Below are 17,489 nucleotides of genomic sequence, written 5' to 3' on the forward strand. Positions count from 1 at the left end.
TCACTCCTGCACTGGACCCGCAAAATGATCGAGATCCGGCAACGCCACCCCGTCTTCGGCGTCGGCTCCTACGTCGAACTCTCCGCCTCCAACCCCTCCGTCCTCGCCTTCACCCGCGAGATCAACGGCGGGGACACCAACCAGTGGGGCGGCACGGACACGGTCCTGTGCGTGAACAACCTGTCGCGCTTCCCTCAGCCGGTCGAGCTGGACCTGCGGCGGTTCCGCGGCTCCGCGCCGATCGAGTGCATGGGCGGCGTGCAGTTCCCCGCCATCGGCGAACTGCCCTACCTGCTCACCCTCCCCGGCCACGGCTTCTACTGGTTCCTGCTTCCGCCCCCGCCCGACGAGCCGGGCCGCGAAGGGATGATGTAGCCGTGCCGGACGGTCCAGGACGCGCCGGCGACCCGTCCCTCGTCCGGCTGCTCGCCGACTGGCTGCCCCGGCAGCGCTGGTTCGGCGGCAAGGACAGCCCGATCGAGGAGCTGTCCATCGGCACCGCCACCGAACTGCAGACCGGCGACCCGGGCCTGCACCACCTGGTCCTCGACGTCCGCCAGAACGGCGCCACCGACCACTACCAGCTCCTCCTCGGCGTCCGCCGCGACCTGCCCGAGCGGCTGCGGCCGCACGGGATCGGCCTGCTCGCCGGGACGACCGGGATCACCGGGCACGCCTACGACGCCGCCCACGACCCCGAGCTGACCCGCCCGCTGCTCTCCCACATGGCGGGCGAATCGGTCATCGGGCCGCTGCGGTTCCGCCGCGCGCCCGGCACCGGCATCCGCACCGACCTCGACGGCACGCCGTCCACCGCCGAGCAGAGCAACACCTCGCTGGTCTTCGGCGACGCGTACATGTGCAAGCTGTTCCGCCGGCTGTCGCCGGGCGTGAACCCGGACCTGGAGGTCAACCTCGCGCTGACCCGCGCGGGCTGCGACCACATCCCGGCCGTGCACGGCTGGATCGAGCTGGCGCCCGGCGGGGACGGGGCGGGCGGCGAGCCCATCACGCTCGCGCTGCTGTCGCAGTACCTGCGCAGCGCCACCGACGGCTGGCAGCTGGCGCTCACCAGCGTGCGCGACTGGTTCGCCCAGCCCGTCCCGCCGGGCCCGCCGCCCGCGTTCACGCCGGACGACGCGGGCGCCGCGGGCGGCGACTTCGCCGCCGAGGCCGAGCGGCTCGGCGCCGCGACCGCGCAGGTGCACCGCGACCTCGGCCGCGCGTTCGGGGTGACGACGGCGCCGCCCGAGCGGCTGCGCGAGCTGGCCGCCGGGATGCACGACCAGCTGGACGCGGTCGCCGCCGCCGTCCCCGCGCTGCGCCCGCACGCCGCCGCCATCCGCGCGGTGTTCGACGAGGTGGCCGCGTCGGCCGGGGAGCTGCCGTTCCAGCGGGTGCACGGCGACTACCACCTCGGCCAGGTGCTGCGCACCGACACCGGCTGGGTGCTGCTGGACTTCGAGGGCGAGCCGGCCCGCCCGGCCGCCGAGCGGCGCGCGCCCGCGCACCCGCTGCGCGACGTCGCCGGGATGCTGCGCTCGTTCGAGTACGCGGCGCGGTTCCTGCTCGCCGTGGACGGGAACCTCGCGCCCGAGGCGGCGGACCTGCTGGAGTTGCGCGCCCGAGCGTGGGCGCAGCGCAACCGGGACGCGTTCTGCGCCGGGTACGCGGCGGCGGGCGGCCCAGATCCGGCCCTGCACGCGGCGCTGGTGCGGGCGTTCGAGTTGGACAAGGCGGTCTACGAGATCCGCTACGAGGCGCGGAACCGGCCGTCCTGGCTGCCGGTGCCGCTGCGTTCGCTGGCGCACCTCGCCGGCTGACCGCGCCGCCCACGCGGCCCGCCCCTGGACGGGGCGGGCGCGGGGGCGTCACAGGTCGATGGCGTAGTCCAGGACGACGCGGTCGGCGGGCAGCACGATCTCGCGGCAGACCTCCATGACCGCCGCGCGCGACAGCAACCGGCGGGTGATGGCGATGACGGGGACGCCGCCGCCCATCCGGAGCGCTTCGGCCTCCTCGGGGGTCGGCATGCGGGAGCGGACGGACTCCTCGACGCGGGTCGGCGGGTGGCCGAGATAGGCCAGCTGCGCGAGCGTGCCGCCGGGCCACGGCTCGCGCGCGGGGTCGGCGACGGGGGTGCCGCCGACCAGGTCCCAGGGCAGGTAGTTGACGGAGATCTGCTGCGGCTCCCCCCGGGCGTGGAACACGAACCGCCGGCGCAGCAGCTCGGTGCCGGTGGGCAGCTCGAACAGCGCGCCGAGGACGTCGTCCGCGCGGACCCGGGAGTACTCCTTGTCGAGCCGGTACTCCTGCCAGCTGATCTTCTGGTCGCGGGTGAAGGTGGTCTCGGGAACCGCGAGCGGCCGGGTGACCGCGCGGTAGCGCTCCATCGCGACCCGGCGGGCCGGCGGCACGACCCGGACCACGGTGCCGCCGCCGCGGCGGGTCTCGACGAGACCCTCGGTGCGCAGCAGCGCGATCGCCTGGCGCACGACGATCTCCGAGACGCCGTGCTCGGCGCACAGCTCCGCCATGGTCGGCAGCCGGGTCCCCGGCGGAAGGCCGCCGTCCCGGATCCCCTCTCGCAGCGTGTCGGCGATGCGCAGGTAGGCGGGACGGTCCGGCACCGGCGTCACCTCCCCTTCGTTCAGGCGCGCCCCCGGTCATTCGACGCGGTGTTCGATTTCGCCGCCTCCTCACCGTCACTCATACCTAGCCGGGCGCTATCCGCGGGGGCACGGTCCGCTTACGGACAGCTTGACACCTCTCAGACCGAGTAAGACTTTTGTATACAGAAGAGCGCCTCAGGGAAAGGACGACCTTGATGGGCGACTTCGAGGATCTGAAGACGGCCATCGAGGGGGAGTATCCGGGCTGGCAGGTCTGGCGCAGCGACGCCGGGCGCTGGTACGCCACCCGGAGCGGCGATCTGACCGACGCGCAGCTGCAGGCGGGATGCGCGATGACGGTGGCCGCGGACGATCCGGCGGGGCTGCGCGAGCTGCTCCGCGAGCAGCCGCGCGGTGACGCGTGAGGGCGGGGGGGGGGGGGGGGGGGGGGGGGGGGGGGCGCGGGGGGGGGGGGGGGGGCCCGGTCCGCAGGCGGGGGCGGACCGGGCCGGGACGCTCCGGTACGGAAGGTACCTGTGTCGCTCAGGTGACACAGGAGTGGAGCCCAGGGCGGCGGGGTCACCGTCACCCCTGGGGCCAGGTAGACGTGACCGCATGGACGGCACATTCGTCGCGACCCCCGACAAAGAGTCGTGCCGTCCGTGCGGTCGCAGATCTCCGGTGAATCGCCCCCTTCCGCCATGTGAGTCCGGCCGATCTCCGGGCACTCCTACTGGGAAACGGCATCAGTGTTCATTCCGGGGGCCGTCCCCCGGGTCCCGGGACCCCAGACGAGGAGGCCATGACGTCATGGCACGGGTGACGCGCGCGGAGATCGACCGGCTCGTCGGAGGCGACCACCACGATCCGCACGGCGTCCTCGGGGCGCATCCGGGCCGGGACGGGGTGACGGTGCGGGCGCTGCGGCCGCTGGCCGAGAAGGTCGAGGTCGTGCTCCCGAACGGGGACCGGCACCCGCTGCGCCACTTCCACCAGGGTGTGTTCGCCGGGACGCTGCCGAAGTCGGCGTCGCTGGCCGGCGCCGACAAAGGGAAGGCCCCCCTCGCCGTTCCCGACTACCGGCTGGCCGTGACGTACGGGGACGGCGCCGAGACCGTGCAGGACGACCCGTACCGGCATCTGCCGACGCTCGGCGAGCTCGACATGCACCTGATCAGCGAGGGCCGGCACGAGGAGCTGTGGCGCACGCTGGGGGCGCATGTGCGGACCTACGCGTCGGCGTTCGGCTCCGTGGCCGGAACCGGTTTCGCGGTGTGGGCGCCGACGGCGCGCGGCGTGCGGGTGGTGGGCGACTTCAACCACTGGGACGGCCGCGCGCATCCGATGCGGTCGCTCGGTTCCACCGGTGTCTGGGAGCTGTTCGTCCCCGGCGTCGGCGACGGCATGTGCTACAAGTTCGAGATCCTCGGCGCGGACGGCCGGTGGCGCGCCAAGGCCGACCCGATGGCGCAGTACACCGAGCGTCCCCCGGCGACGGCGTCGCGCATCTACACCTCGTCCTACGCGTGGGACGACGCCGAATGGATGGACGGCCGCAAGGAGCACGAGTGGCTGCACGAGCCCATGAGCGCGTACGAGGTGCATCTCGGTTCGTGGCGTCCCGGGCTCGGCTACCGGGAACTCGCCGAGGAACTGACCGCGTACGTGAAGGACATGGGGTTCACCCATGTGGAGTTCCTGCCGGTGGCGGAACACCCCTACGGTCCGTCCTGGGGCTACCAGGTGACGTCCTACTACGCGCCGACGTCCCGCTTCGGCACCCCCGACGACTTCCGTTACCTCGTCGACAAGCTGCACCAGGCCGGTATCGGCGTCATCATCGACTGGGTGCCGGCGCACTTCCCCAAGGACGAGTGGGCGCTGGCGCGCTTCGACGGCACCGCGCTGTACGAGCACGAGGATCCGCGGCGCGGCGAGCATCCCGACTGGGGCACGCTGGTGTTCAACTTCGGGCGCGCCGAGGTCCGCAACTTCCTGGTGGCCAACGCGTCGTTCTGGCTGGAGGAGTTCCACGTCGACGGCCTGCGCGTGGACGCGGTCGCGTCGATGCTCTACCTGGACTACTCCCGCAACGAGGGCGAGTGGACGCCCAACATCTACGGCGGGCGCGAGAACCTGGAGGCCATCTCGTTCCTCCAGGAGATGAACGCGACGGTCTACAAGCGCAACCCGGGCGTCCTCACCATCGCGGAGGAGTCGACGGCCTGGCCGGGCGTGTCCCGCCCGACCCATCTCGGCGGCCTCGGCTTCGGCTTCAAATGGAACATGGGCTGGATGCACGACACGCTCGAGTACCTCCGCCACGAGCCCGTGTTCCGGAACTACCACCACAACGAGATCACGTTCTCGCTGGTGTACGCGTTCTCGGAGAACTACGTCCTGCCGCTGTCGCATGACGAGGTCGTCCACGGCAAGGGCTCGCTGCTGAGCAAGATGCCCGGCGACACCTGGCAGCAGTTCGCCGGACTGCGCGCCCTGCTCGCCTACATGTGGTCGCACCCCGGCAAGCAGCTGCTGTTCATGGGCCAGGAGTTCGGCCAGGGCGCCGAATGGGCGGAGGAGCGCCCGCTCGACTGGTGGCTGCTGGAGAACGCCGCCGAGGGCGCCCTGCACGTCGGGCTGCAGAAACTCGTCCGCGACATCAACCACGCCTACCGCGCCGAGCCCGCGCTGTGGTCGCGCGACAGCGACCACGACGGATTCCGCTGGATCGACGGCAACGACGCGGGCGGCAACACGCTGTCCTACCTGCGCTACGGGGCGTCCAAGGACGGCGACGAACGGCCCGTGATGGCGTGCGTCGTCAACTTCGCCGGCAACCCGCACGAGGACTACCGGGTGGGGCTGCCCCGGGAAGGCCGCTGGCGCGAGGTCGTCAACACCGACGCCTACGAGTACGGCGGCAGCGGCGTGGGGAACATGGGCCGCGTCGAGGCGACCGCCGAACCGTGGCACGGCCTGCCTGCCTCGGCGACGCTGCGCGTTCCGCCGCTCGGCGCCGTCTGGCTCGTCCCGGAGTGACGCCTGCGCGGTGCCGCCCTGAATAGAGTGGCGCCATGAGCGCCGCGCAGCACCTGCACATCGTCCCGTCCGAGTTCATGGTGGAGCACCTGCCGAACGCGACGTTCCCCGAGGACGACGAGTGGATCGCGCTGGTCCGCGCCCCCGAGGGCCTCACCGTCGTGCGGGAGGCGTCGCCGTTCGCCGAGGCGGAGCGCTGGGTCGGCTTCTACGGCGACGCGGGCCACGGCCTCGACCTGCCCGGCATGCTCGCGGCGGTCGTCGGGCCGCTCGCCGCCGCCGGGGTGCCGGTGTTCGTGGCGTCCACCTTCCACGCCGACCTGGTGCTGGTCCCCGACCACCGGCTGAAGGACGCGGCGCAGGCCCTGCGCGACGCCGGGCACCGGGTCAGCGACGGGCGACCCGATCGAGGAGCCACCGCGGACCGGTGACGGACGCGCCGGCGTCCTCGCAGCGGGCGCGCAGCTCCCGGTCGGCGGTCACGACCAGGTACTCGGTGTCGGGCTCGGACCGCCGGACGATGTCCACGATGTGGTCGTCGCCGTTGCCGGGCGCCGCGACCACGCGCACGCCGTCCACCGGCTCGTCCGCGACCGGACGCGCCGCACCCTCGACGACCAGCACGATCTCCGGGAAGCAGAGGTCGAACGCGACCGGGCCCGGCGGCAGGCCGCGGACGCCCTCGTTGAGAACCTTCAGCGAGTCGCGGAGCCGGGCGTTGGCGCCCGCCCGGTCCTTCCACCAGCCGTCCGGCCGGGACCCGACGACGTTGGCGCCGTCCACGACCAGGACCAGGCCCTTCATCCCCTCCCGCAGCAGCGGCCACGACCGTTCGAACGGCGCGAACAGCTTGCGGTCGTCCACCTCCTCCAGGCGGACCCACTCGGCGCGGCGCGTCTCCCGCGACGCCGGCTTCACGTCGACCTTCTCGTCCAGCGCCCCGATCACGGAGGTGAACGCCCAGCCGCCGTGGTCCTCGACCCGGGTACCGCGCACGCGCACGAGCGTGGTGTCGAGCGTGCACTCCTCGGCGGTCTCGCGCAGCGCGCCCGTCACGCCGTCCTCATGGCTGTGCGTCGCGCCGCCGAACATGCCCCACGTGCCGCCGCCGAGACCCCACCAGGCGCGCTGCTGGAGGAGGATCCACATCCGGCCGTCCGCGTCGCGGTGGTAGGCCAGCAGGCCCGCCGCGCCGAAGCGTCCCCAGTGCGTGTGCCCCTGGTCGCACTCGGCCCAGCCGTCCCCATCGCCCATGAGCCGACGATATCCGCTCGGTGACCGAAGTACGGTGGTGTCGTCGTCCGGGGGGCCGACGCAGGCGACCATGCCCGGAGGAAACCGAAGATGCCCGCTCTGCCCCTCGCCCCCGGCGATCCCCGCGAGATCGGCCGCTACCGGCTGACCGGACGTCTCGGCGAGGGCGGCCAGGGCGTCGTCTACCTCGGCGAGGGGCCGTCCGGGGAGCGCGTCGCGGTGAAGGTCCTGAAGAACGCCGACGAGCGGGCCCGCGCCCGCTTCGCCCGCGAGATGGACGCGGCCCGGCAGGTCGCGCCGTTCGCCACCGCCGCCGTGCTCGACTCCTCCGCCGAAGGCCCGCTCCCCTACGTCGCCAGCGAGTTCGTCGACGGGCCGTCGCTGCAGGAGCGCGTCGCCGAGCGCGGCCCGCTGCGCGGCGGCGACCTGCAGCGGCTGGCGGTGAACACCGCGAGCGCGCTGGCCGCCATCCACGCCGCCGGGATCGTGCACCGCGACCTCAAGCCCGCGAACGTGCTGCTCGGCCCGGACGGCCCGCGCGTCGTCGACTTCGGGATCGCCCGCGCGATCGACGCCGAGACCCGCACGCAGATGGTCGGCACCCCCGCCTACTTCGCCCCCGAGTGGCTGCGCGACCACCCGCCGACGGTGAGGTCGGACGTGTTCGCGTGGGCGGGCACCATGGTGTTCGCGGCGACCGGGCGCCCGCCGTTCGGCGGCGGGGTGACCTTCGAGGCCATGATGCACCGGATCGCCACCGCCGACCCCGACCTCACCGGCGTGCCGGACGCGCTGCGCCCGCTGCTCGCCGAATGCCTCGCCAAGGACCCGGACCGCCGCCCGTCCTCCCGCGACCTCGCGATGCGGCTCATCGACCCGTCGCCGCCTCCGGCGCCGCTGTCGCGGCGGGACGTCACGCAACCGCAGCCGTATCCCGGGCCGCCCGTCCCGGTGCCGCCTCCGCCCGGCCCGCACCCGGGCGGCGGCGGGGCGTCCGGGCCGTCCACGAACCCGCTCCCGCCGCGCGACCCGACGCAGCCCCATCCGCCGCTCCTCAGCACGTCGCCGCCCCAAGGCCCGGACGGCGCGGGCCGCGTCTCCCGTAGGCGCGTGCGCATGGCCGTGGCCGTCCTTGGGGCGCTCGTCCTGATCGGGGGCGTGGCAGGGTTGATCTACAAGAGCGACGGCGGCGGCAAGCCGTCGGACGACTCGTCCGGCCGGGCGATCGAGCAGACCGGTGCCCCGGCCACGCCGACGGACGGCGCGTCGAACGGCGGGACGCCGAGCAGCGGGACGCCGTCCGGCGGGGCCTCGTCCGGCGGCGGGTCGCTGCCGGCGGCGTTCGGCGGGACGTGGGAGGGCACGCTGACGCAGACCGGCGGCATCACCCTCGGCGACGTGAGCACGAAGGTGACGATGCATCTGACCGGGGGCAGTGACGGCGGGACGGCCGACTACGACCGCTGGGGCTGCCAGACCCGGCTGACGGTCTCCACCGTGTCCGGCGCGAAGGTCGACTTCGACGAGACGGCGATACGCAGCACCGGGAGCGAGGGGTTCTGCACGGGCGGGCCGGTGTCGCTGAAGCAGGTGTCCGGCGGGCTGGAGTACACCTCGACGGGCATCGGGACGACGAGCGGCACGCTGCACAAGACCGCCTGACGCGCCCGGTGACGAAGGGCACAGTGCCGCGCGCACCCAGCGCCGAATACCATTCGGTGTCTGGACGTCGGATGATCAGGGAGAACGAGTTGAGCGTCGACGCGGGACCGGCGGCGGCCGAGGACACGGCCCGGATGTGGGACACGCTCACGGGCGCGGAGCTGATCCGGGCGATGGCCGACGGACACTTCCCCCAGATCTCCGACATCAACGACCACATCGGGCAGGTCATCACGTCCGCCGAGCCCGGCCGCGTCGACATCTCCTGGACGCCCACCGAGAAGCTGTGCAACCCCGGCGGCACCGTGCACGGCGGCTACATCGCCATGATCCTCGACAACGCGGTCTGCCTCGCGGGCAGCAGCACCTGCGAGCACTTCATGCCGATGCTCACCCTCAGCCTGAACGTCGACTACCTGCGCGGCGTCCGCGCCGGCGAGACCTACACGGTCGCCGGGACGTGTGTGCACCCCGGCAGCACCCGGATGGTCGCCAACGCGGTCATCAGCGACGCGCAGGGCCGCCCCGTCGCGCAGGCGTCCGCCAGCGTCCTGCCGAACAAGGCCTTCGCGCGCCGCTAGCCCCGTCCTCACGGTCGCCGGCCCCGTCCTCGCGGTCGCCGGCCTCGTCCTTCCGGCGGAGAGCACGCTGGACCCGGGGCGCACGAGGGCCCCGCGAGCGAACGCATAGGCTGGTGTCATGGTGGATCCCGGCACAGTCGTCAACGTCATCAAGCAGGCCCGGGACCGGCGGACGGCACCGCTGATCCTGGAGCTGGACCTCACCGAGGGCATCGTGGAGACCGCGCCCGCGGACCCCGTCTCGGCGATCCTGTCCATGCGCCGGACGAGCCTGCGGGACGTGCTGGACGGCCTGCGCCGCGCCCGGTCCGACCACCGGGTGAAGGCGCTGGTGGTGAAGGTGACCGGCGGGGTCGGGCTGGCGCTCGCGCAGGAGCTGCGCGAGGCCGTCCAGGCGCTGCGGGACGCCGGCAAGCTCACCATCGCCTGGGCCGAGACGTTCGGCGAGGGCGGCCACGGCACCGTCCCGTTCTACCTGGCCACCGGGTTCGACAAGGTCTACCTGCAGCCGACCGGCGAGGTCGGGCTGACCGGCGTCGCGCTGGAGGAGCCGTTCTTCGCGGGCGCGCTGGAGAAGGCGGGCGTGCAGCCCCGGTTCGCCAAGCGCTACGAGTACAAGACCATGGCGAACACGTTCATGGAGAAGACGTACACGCCCGAGCACGAGGAGTCGTCGCAGCGGCTCGTCACCTCCCTCGGCGAGCAGATCACCGCGGGCATCGCCGCCGCCCGCGACCTGCCGGAGGACAAGGTCCGCGACCTGACGAACCGCGGCCCGCTGCTCGCGGGCGAGGCCCTGGAGGAAGGCCTGGTCGATCACCTCGGCTACCGCGACGAGGTGTACGCCTTCCTCCGCAAGGAGTTCGGCGCGGGGACGCAGCTGCGCTACGTCTCCCGCTACAACCGCACGCACGGCCTGACCCGCCGCATCCCGCAGCCCGGCCGCCAGGACGTGGTCGCGCTGATCAACGGGCAGGGCCCGATCCGGCTCGGGCGCAGCGGCCGCGGCGGCCCGCTGCCGAACTCGGGCCCCGCGATGGGCTCCGACACCGTCGGCGCCGCGTTCCGCGCCGCCGTGAAGGACGACCGGGTCAAGGCGATCGTGTTCCGGGTCAACAGCCCCGGCGGGTCCGCCGTCGCGTCCGACGCGATCTGGCGCGAGGTGGTGCTGGCCCGCCGCGCCGGCAAGCCGGTGGTCGTGTCGATGGGGAACGTCGCCGCGTCCGGCGGCTACTACGTGTCGATGGCCGCGGACACGATCGTCGCGCAGCCCGGCACCATCACCGGCTCGATCGGCGTCGTCGTCGGCAAGGCCGTGGTGAACGACCTGCTGGAGCGCGTCGGCGTCGGCCTCGGCTCGGTCGCCGACGGCGAGCACGCCCGCATGTTCAGCGCCACCAAGGACTTCAGCGACTCCGAGTGGGAGCGCGTCAACGCCTCCCTCGACAAGATCTACGACGACTTCACCGCGAAGGTCGCCGAGGGCCGCGACCTGTCCCGCGAGCGCGTCCACGAGCTGGCCCGCGGCCGGGTCTGGACGGGCGCCGATGCCCGCGACCGCGGCCTCGTCGACGAGCTGGGCGGCATCGACATGGCGCTCGACCTGGCCCGCAAGAAGGCCGGGCTGCCCGCCGACGCGCCGGTCCGCTCCTACCCGCACACGTCGCCGCTGGAGCGGCTGCGCCCGCCGGAGTCCAGCGAGGACCGCACCGCCGCGTCCGCCCGCTTCGACGGCTGGGGCTCGCTCGGCGGCCTCGCCGCCCGCCTCGGCCTCCCGTCCGCCGGCCCCCTCACCCTCCCCGGCTCCTGGGAGATCCGCTGACACCCGATTTCGTTGAGGCGGTCGGGGGGTTCGCCACCGGGGTCGTCGTGCTGACCGTCCGGGACGGCCGCGACGACCTCGGCACGACGGTGACCTCGTTCATGTCGGTGTCGCTGGAGCCGCCGATGGTGCTGGCCGGCGTGGCGTCCTCGTCCTACCTGGCCGAGGTGCTGTCGCGCACCGGCCGCTGGGCCGCGACGGTCCTCGGCGCGGAGCAGCGCGCCCTCGCCGGCCGCTTCGCCGCCGAGGGCCGCCCCGGCGCCCGCATCCTCCTGGCGAGCGAGCCGCACCACCGCGGCGGGCTCTCCGGCGCGCTGATCCCCGAGTCGGGCGTCACCGCCCTCGAATGCGAGACCCGTCAGCGCATAGAGGCCGGCGACCACACCCTCTTCGCCGCCGAGGTCCTCTCCACCGACTACATCGCCCGCGACCGGAAACCCCTGATCAGGGTCAACCGCCGCTACCTGCCCGGCTAGCGCTTCTCGGTCTGCGGCAGGCGTTCGAGCATGCCGCGCAGGTCGTCGGCGTGCTCCTCCTCCTGCGCGAGGATCTGCTCGAAGACGCGCTTGGTGGTGGGGTCGCCGTCGCCGATCCACTGGACGATCTCGGTGTAGGACGCGATCGCGATGCGCTCGGCGACCAGGTCCTCCCTGATCATCGCGACGAGGTCGCGGCTGGCGTCGTACTCGGCGTGCGAGCGGGTGGTGAGGGTGTCGGGCGCGAAGTCGGGCTCGCCGCCGAGCTGGACGATCCGCTCGGCGAGCATGTCGGCGTGCTGCTGCTCCTCGGCGGCGTGCTGGAGGAACTCGCCGGCGACGGCCTCGGCGTGGATGCCGGTGGCGGTGTAGTAGTGGCGCTTGTAGCGCAGCGTGCAGACGATCTCGGTGGCGAGGGCCTCGTTGCACACCTGGATCACCCGCGTGACGTCGGCGCCGTACGCCTCGGTGATCGGGCCCTTGTCGATCTCCTGGCGGGCGCGCTCGCGCAGGGTCTTGATGTCCGTCAGGAACTCGGCCATTCCGTTGCCTCCCGGGGTTGGTTACTCGGGAGCGTTTACCCGTTGGCCCTGTTTCCACACGGCGAAGGTCTGGGGGACGCCGGGCCGGTAGGCGAGGTGGATGTGGGACGGGGCGTCCAGCACATGGACGTCCGCGCGCGCGCCGGCGGCGAGGTGGCCGACGTCGGTGCGGCGTAGGGCGCGGGCACCGCCGGCCGTGGCGGCCCACACGGCTTCGGCCGGCGTCATGTGCATGTCGCGGACGGCCACGGCGACGCAGAACGCCATGCTGGAGCTGTAGCAGGAGCCGGGGTTGCAGTCGGTGGCGAGGGCGACGGTGGCGCCGGCGTCGAGGAGGCGGCGGGCGTCCGGGTAGGGCTGGCGGGTGGAGAACTCGACGCCCGGCAGCAGGGTCGCGACGGTGCGGGACGAGGCGAGCGCGTCCACGTCCTTGTCACCGAGGAACGTGCAGTGGTCGGCGGACGCGGCGTCGAGTTCGACGGCGAGGCGGACGCCGGGGCCTTCGGTGAGCTGGTTGGCGTGCAGCCGGGGCGTCAGCCCCGCTTTGGTTCCGGCTTGCAGGACCTCGCGGGCCTGGTCGGCGTCGAACGCGCCTTCCTCGCAGAACACGTCGACCCAGCGGGCGTGGGGTGCGCAGGCCGCGAGCATGTCGGTCGCGGCCAGGCGGGTGTAGGCGGCGGTGTCGTCGCCGTATTCGGACGGGACGACGTGGGCGCCCAGGTAGGTCACCTCGTCCGCGATCTCGGCGGCGATGCGGACGGCGCGTTCCTCCTGGTCGACCGTGAGGCCGTACCCGGACTTGCATTCGACGGTCGTCGTGCCCTGCCGCGCCATCTCGTCCACCAGACGGCGGAGGTTGGCGCGCAGCTCGTCGTCGGACGCGGCGCGGGTCCGCTCGACGGTGGTACGGATACCGCCGGCGGCGTACGAGCGTCCGCTCATGCGGGCCGCGAACTCCTCGGCGCGCTCACCCGCGAACACCAGGTGGGCGTGGGAGTCCACGAAACCGGGGAGGACGGCGCGTCCGGCGGCGTCGAACACCTCGTCGGCGGCCGGGACCTCGGCGGTGGGCCCCGTCCACGCGACGGCGCCGTCCTCGATCACCAGCGCGGCGTCCCGGACGATGCCGAGCGGGCCGTCGCCCCGGCCGGGATCGTTGGTGACCAGTTCCCCGATGTCGGTGATGGCGGTGCTCAACCGGGCTCCTCGCGGGTGGCGGACTCGATGGCGGCGGACAGCGCGGCGGGCACGTCGTCCACCAGCAGGTGGCGGGCGTCGTGCACGATCTGGCGGCCGGACACGACGACGTACCGGACGTCGGCGGCGGTGGCGGCGAAGACGGCGGCCTCGGCGGCGTGCGCGGCGCCGGCGCCGGCGGTGCGGACGGAGTCGAGCGCGACCGTGACGAGGTCGCAGTACGCGCCGGGTTCGAGGCGCCCCGCCTCCGGCCAGCCGAGCGCGTAGTGGCCGTTGGACGTGGCGGCGGCGAGCAGCTCGCCTGCGGTCCAGTGGCCGCGGACGCGGGTGCGCAGCCGCTCGTCCAGCTCGACGGCGCGAGCCTCCTCGAACAGGTCGATGGCGGCGTGCTGGTCGGACCCGAGGCAGATCGGGGCGCCGGCGTCGCAGAGGCCGCGGGCGGGCCCGATGCCGTCGGCGAGGTCGCGTTCGGTGGTCGGGCACATGCACACGCCGGTCGTGGTGGCGCCGAGGAGCCCGATGTCGTCGTCGGTGAGGTGGGTGGCGTGGACGGCGGTGGTGAGCGGGCCGAGCGCGCCGGCCTCGGCGAGCAGCCGCGCGGGCGTCACGCCGTAGGCGTCGAGGCACGCGGTGTTCTCGGCGGGCTGCTCGGACAGGTGGACGTGCAGCGGCGCGCGGTGCTCCTTGGCCCAGGACGCGACGGCCCGCACCTGCTCGCGGGGCACGGCGCGGACCGAGTGGATCGCGGCGCCGACGCGGGCGTGCAGCCGGCCCGCCTTGTCGGTCTGCTCGTAGAGGCTGTCGACGCGGCGGGCCCAGTTGCCGGCGGTGCCGTCGCCGAACCGCAGTTGCGGGCCCTTGAGCGGCTGCCCGATGCCGCCGGTGAGGTAGCAGGTGTCGAGGAGGGTGATCCGGATGCCGGCGTCGGAGGCCGCCGCGATCAGCGCCTCGCCCATGGCGTTCGGCGCGTCGTAGGGCGCGCCGCCGGGGCGGTGGTGCAGGTAGTGGAACTCGCCGACGCAGCTGATCCCGGCGAGCGCCATCTCCGCGAACACGGCCCGGGCCAGCGCCCGGTAGGAGTCGGGGTCGAGGCGGTCGGCGACCTTGTACATCTGCTCGCGCCACGTCCAGAAGGTGCCCCGGTTCTCCTGGACGCGGGAGCGGAGGGCGCGGTGGAACGCGTGGGAGTGCGCGTTCGCGAGGCCCGGCAGGGTGAGGCCGGGCAGGTGCTGGGCGTGCGGCGGGGCGGGGACGCCGGGCGTGAGGCTCGTGATCCGCTCGCCGTCGGCCTCGATGAGGACGTCGGCCGCCACCGCGTCTCCGAGCCAGGCGAACTGGGCATGCCATTGCATATCGGGATCCCTACCCGCAGGCCAGGTCGTCCAGTACCGCCGCGAGGGCGTCCACCCCGGCGAGGCAGTCGGCGGTCTCGGCGTGCTCGGCGGGCGCGTGCGACACGCCGGTCGGGTTGCGGACGAACAGCATCGCGGCCGGCAGCCGCGCCGACAGGACGCCCGCGTCGTGGCCCGCGCCGGTCGGCAGGACGGGCGCGCCGCCCAGCGTCCCGGCCACCCGGTCGCGCAGGGCCAGGTTGAAGTCGACGATCTCGGTGTAGGACTCCTCGGCCAGTTCCACGGTCACCCGGTGCGGGCGGGCGGCCTCGCGCGCCGCCGCTCCGACTTCCTCCACGGTCTTGCGGACGGCGCCGTCGGCGGGCCCGCGCGCGTCGAGCCAGGCGGTGACGGACGAGGCGATCGCGTTCACCCCGCCCGGGACGACCCGGACCTTCCCGACCGTCGCCACCGTCCCGTTGCGTTCGGCGGCGTCGCGCGCGGCGAGGACCATCCCGGCGAACGGGATCATCGGGTCGCGGCGGTCGGCGAGCGCGGTCGTGCCGGCGTGGTTGCCCTCGCCCGCGAACCCGAACCGCCACCGCCCGTGCGGGACGATCGAGCTCGCCACGCCGACCGGCTCGTGGAGCGCCCGTCCCTGCTCGACGTGCAGCTCGACGTAGCATCCGACGCGTCCGAGCAACTCCTCGTCCGGTCCGATCGCCTCGGGATCGAGTCCTGCGCCATGGAGCACCTCGGCGAACGTACGCCCGTCCCCGTCGGTGAGCCCCCGCGCCCGTGCCGGGTCGATCGCCCCGGCCAGCAGCCGCGACCCCAGGCACGCCACCCCGAACCGGGCGCCCTCCTCCTCGGCGAACGCCGCGATCCCGACGGGCCGCCGCAGCTCCGCACCGCGCTCGCGCAGCAGGTCGACGGCGGCGAACGCCGACACGATCCCGAGTGGCCCGTCGAACGCCCCGCCACCCGGCACCGAGTCCAAGTGGCTCCCCGTCAGCACGGACTGATCGCGCGCACCGTCCGCCGGATACCACCAGGCGATCATGTTGCCGTTGCGGTCGTGCTCGACCGGCAGCCCGCGCCGGCGCGCCTCGCCGGCGAACCAGGCGCGGCACTCCAGCTCCGGCGGCGTCCACGCGAACCGGTGGTACCCGCCGCCATCGGCGTCCCGGCCGATGGGCAGCAGCTCCCGCCACATCTCCTCGTACCCCAACACCCCTCCTCATCGCCCGAACCCCGTTCACTTGCGGCGAGTCGTCGTTATGGAGGCGTCCATAACGACGACTCGCCGCAAGTCAACGCATGGGGATGCGGACGCCGCGGTCGGCGGCGACCTCGGCGGCGCGGTCGTAGCCGGCGTCGACGTGGCGCATGACGCCGGTGCCGGGGTCGTTGGTGAGGACGCGCTGGAGCTTCTCGCCCGCGAGGGCCGTCCCGTCGGCGACGCAGACCTGCCCGGCGTGGATGGAGCGGCCGATGCCGACGCCGCCGCCGTGGTGGATGGACACCCACGTCGCGCCCGACGAGGTGTTGAGCATCGCGTTCAGCAGCGGCCAGTCGGCGATGGCGTCGGAGCCGTCCTTCATGCCCTCGGTCTCCCGGTACGGGCTGGCCACGGAACCGCAGTCGAGGTGGTCGCGGCCGAGGACGATCGGCGCGCTGATCTCGCCGCGCGCGACGAGGTCGTTGAAGACCTCCCCGGCCTTGTCGCGCTCGCCGTAGCCGAGCCAGCAGATCCGGGACGGCAGGCCCTGGAAGTGCACCTTCTCCTGCGCCATCCGGATCCACCGGGTGAGCGGCTCGTTGTCGGGGAACAGGTCGAGGATCGCCTTGTCGGTGCGCGCGATGTCCTTCGGGTCGCCGGACAGCGCCGCCCACCGGAACGGGCCCTTGCCCTCGCAGAACAGCGGCCGGATGTAGGCCGGGACGAACCCGGGGAACTCGAACGCCCGCGCGTAGCCGGCGAGCTGCGCCTCACCGCGGATCGAGTTGCCGTAGTCGAACACCTCGGCGCCCGCGTCCTGGAACCCGACCATCGCCTCGACGTGCCGCGCCATCGACGCGCGGGCCTTGGCGATGAACCCGTCGCGGTCCTTGTCGCGCTCGGCGGCCATGTCGTCGAACGCGACGCCGCTCGGCAGGTACATCAGCGGGTCGTGCGCGCTGGTCTGGTCGGTGACGATGTCGATCGGCGCGCCGCGCCGCAGCAGCTCGGGGACGATGTCGGCGGCGTTCCCGAGCACCGCGACCGACAGCGGCCGCCTGGCCTCCCGCGCCTCCTCCGCGAGGCGCAGCGCGTCGTCCAGGGAGTCGGCCTTCACGTCGCAGTACCGGTGCTCGACGCGCCGTTCGATGCGGGACGGGTCGCACTCGACGCAGATCGCGACGCCGCCGTTCATCGTGACGGCGAGCGGCTGCGCGCCGCCCATCCCGCCGAGCCCGGCGGTCAGCGTGATCGTCCCGGCGAGCGAGCCGTCGAACCGCTTCTCGGCGACGGCCGCGAACGTCTCGTAGGTGCCCTGCAGGATGCCCTGGGTGCCGATATAGATCCACGACCCGGCGGTCATCTGGCCGAACATCGTCAGCCCGAGCGACTCCAGCCGGCGGAACTCCTCCCAGGTCGCCCACTGCGGCACCAGGTTGGAGTTGGCGATCAGCACGCGCGGCGCCCACTCGTGCGTCCGGAAGATCCCGACCGGCTTGCCCGACTGGACGAGCAGCGTCTCGTCGCCCTCCAGGTCAGACAGGGACCGGACGATGCCGTCGAAGGCGTCCCAGCTGCGGGCCGCCCGCCCCGATCCCCCGTAGACGACAAGGTCGTCCGGGTGCTCGGCCACCTCCGGGTCGAGGTTGTTCTGGATCATGCGGAGGGCGGCCTCCTGCGGCCAGCCCTTGGCGGCGGTGAGCTTCGTGCCGCGCGGCGCGCGGACGGGACGGGGACCGGACATGTGC

The 17,489-nt window shown here is 73.5% G+C and carries 16 protein-coding genes; 9 read left to right on the forward strand and 7 right to left on the reverse strand.

What is annotated here, in order from left to right:
- On the forward strand, positions 1-375 hold a 375-nt coding region (locus ABD296_RS16280; RefSeq protein ID WP_344267318.1), incomplete at its 5' end, for an alpha-glucosidase C-terminal domain-containing protein.
- A 2-nt stretch (positions 376-377) separates the two neighbouring features.
- Positions 378-1,823 (forward strand): maltokinase N-terminal cap-like domain-containing protein, encoded by a 1,446-nt coding sequence (locus ABD296_RS16285; protein WP_344267319.1) that lies wholly within the window; start codon positions 378-380, stop codon positions 1,821-1,823.
- A 48-nt stretch (positions 1,824-1,871) separates the two neighbouring features.
- Here ABD296_RS16285 and ABD296_RS16290 read toward each other — a convergent pair whose 3' ends face one another.
- Positions 1,872-2,630, reverse strand: a complete 759-nt coding sequence (locus ABD296_RS16290) for a GntR family transcriptional regulator (protein ID WP_344267320.1) — start codon at positions 2,628-2,630, stop codon at positions 1,872-1,874.
- A 197-nt stretch (positions 2,631-2,827) separates the two neighbouring features.
- On the opposite strand from ABD296_RS16290, the gene ABD296_RS16295 reads away from it, so the two are divergent.
- The 3 genes from ABD296_RS16295 to ABD296_RS16305 all read left to right on the forward strand — a co-directional run bounded on the left by ABD296_RS16295 (position 2,828) and on the right by ABD296_RS16305 (position 6,085).
- A complete protein-coding gene (locus ABD296_RS16295) occupies positions 2,828-3,037 on the forward strand; it encodes a hypothetical protein (protein WP_344267322.1) in 210 nt (69 codons plus the stop codon).
- Positions 3,038-3,422: 385 nt separating this feature from the next.
- A complete protein-coding gene (glgB, locus tag ABD296_RS16300; protein WP_344267324.1) occupies positions 3,423-5,654 on the forward strand; it encodes a 1,4-alpha-glucan branching protein GlgB in 2,232 nt (743 codons plus the stop codon).
- 35 nt (positions 5,655-5,689) lie between these two features.
- On the forward strand, positions 5,690-6,085 hold the full coding sequence (locus tag ABD296_RS16305; RefSeq protein ID WP_344267326.1) for an ACT domain-containing protein: 396 nt from the start codon (positions 5,690-5,692) through the stop codon (positions 6,083-6,085).
- On the opposite strand, the gene ABD296_RS16310 is transcribed toward ABD296_RS16305, so the two are convergent.
- On the reverse strand, positions 6,042-6,908 hold the full coding sequence (locus ABD296_RS16310) for an NUDIX domain-containing protein (protein WP_344267328.1): 867 nt from the start codon (positions 6,906-6,908) through the stop codon (positions 6,042-6,044). The two genes, ABD296_RS16305 and ABD296_RS16310, sit on opposite strands and share 44 nt — an antisense overlap.
- A 90-nt stretch (positions 6,909-6,998) precedes the next feature.
- On the opposite strand from ABD296_RS16310, the gene ABD296_RS16315 reads away from it, so the two are divergent.
- The 4 genes from ABD296_RS16315 (at position 6,999) to ABD296_RS16330 (ending at position 11,449) form a co-directional block, all read left to right on the forward strand.
- Positions 6,999-8,570, forward strand: coding sequence for a serine/threonine-protein kinase (locus ABD296_RS16315; protein WP_344267330.1), 1,572 nt, complete (start codon positions 6,999-7,001; stop codon positions 8,568-8,570).
- 89 nt (positions 8,571-8,659) lie between these two features.
- Positions 8,660-9,151: a PaaI family thioesterase gene (locus ABD296_RS16320; RefSeq protein WP_344267332.1), complete on the forward strand. Its 492-nt coding sequence runs from the start codon at positions 8,660-8,662 to the stop codon at positions 9,149-9,151.
- 118 nt (positions 9,152-9,269) lie between these two features.
- Positions 9,270-10,973 (forward strand): signal peptide peptidase SppA, encoded by a 1,704-nt coding sequence (gene sppA / locus ABD296_RS16325; RefSeq protein WP_344267334.1) that lies wholly within the window; start codon positions 9,270-9,272, stop codon positions 10,971-10,973.
- Complete coding sequence (locus ABD296_RS16330) at positions 10,970-11,449, forward strand: flavin reductase family protein (RefSeq protein WP_344267489.1); 480 nt, start codon at positions 10,970-10,972, stop codon at positions 11,447-11,449. The genes sppA and ABD296_RS16330 overlap by 4 nt, the downstream gene beginning before the upstream one ends.
- Here the strand turns inward: ABD296_RS16330 and ABD296_RS16335 are convergent.
- The 5 genes from ABD296_RS16335 to hutU form a co-directional block, all read right to left on the reverse strand.
- Complete coding sequence (locus ABD296_RS16335; protein WP_344267336.1) at positions 11,446-11,991, reverse strand: ferritin-like domain-containing protein; 546 nt, start codon at positions 11,989-11,991, stop codon at positions 11,446-11,448. The genes ABD296_RS16330 and ABD296_RS16335 overlap by 4 nt on opposite strands.
- A gap of 21 nt (positions 11,992-12,012) precedes the next feature.
- On the reverse strand, positions 12,013-13,188 hold the full coding sequence (gene hutI / locus ABD296_RS16340; RefSeq protein ID WP_344267338.1) for an imidazolonepropionase: 1,176 nt from the start codon (positions 13,186-13,188) through the stop codon (positions 12,013-12,015).
- The gene (locus ABD296_RS16345; protein ID WP_344267340.1) at positions 13,185-14,540 is read right to left on the reverse strand and encodes a formimidoylglutamate deiminase; all 1,356 of its coding nucleotides are present in this window, start codon (positions 14,538-14,540) and stop codon (positions 13,185-13,187) included. Before ABD296_RS16345 ends, hutI begins: the two co-directional genes overlap by 4 nt.
- Before the next feature lie 10 nt (positions 14,541-14,550).
- Entirely contained in the window at positions 14,551-15,750 is a 1,200-nt protein-coding gene (locus tag ABD296_RS16350; RefSeq protein ID WP_344267342.1) for an allantoate amidohydrolase, read from the reverse strand.
- A gap of 82 nt (positions 15,751-15,832) precedes the next feature.
- The gene (hutU, locus tag ABD296_RS16355) at positions 15,833-17,485 is read right to left on the reverse strand and encodes a urocanate hydratase (protein ID WP_344267344.1); all 1,653 of its coding nucleotides are present in this window, start codon (positions 17,483-17,485) and stop codon (positions 15,833-15,835) included.
- Positions 17,486-17,489 lie beyond the last annotated feature (4 nt).

The organism is Actinomadura napierensis (assembly GCF_039529375.1).
Classification (GTDB): Bacteria; Actinomycetota; Actinomycetes; order Streptosporangiales; family Streptosporangiaceae; genus Spirillospora; species Spirillospora napierensis.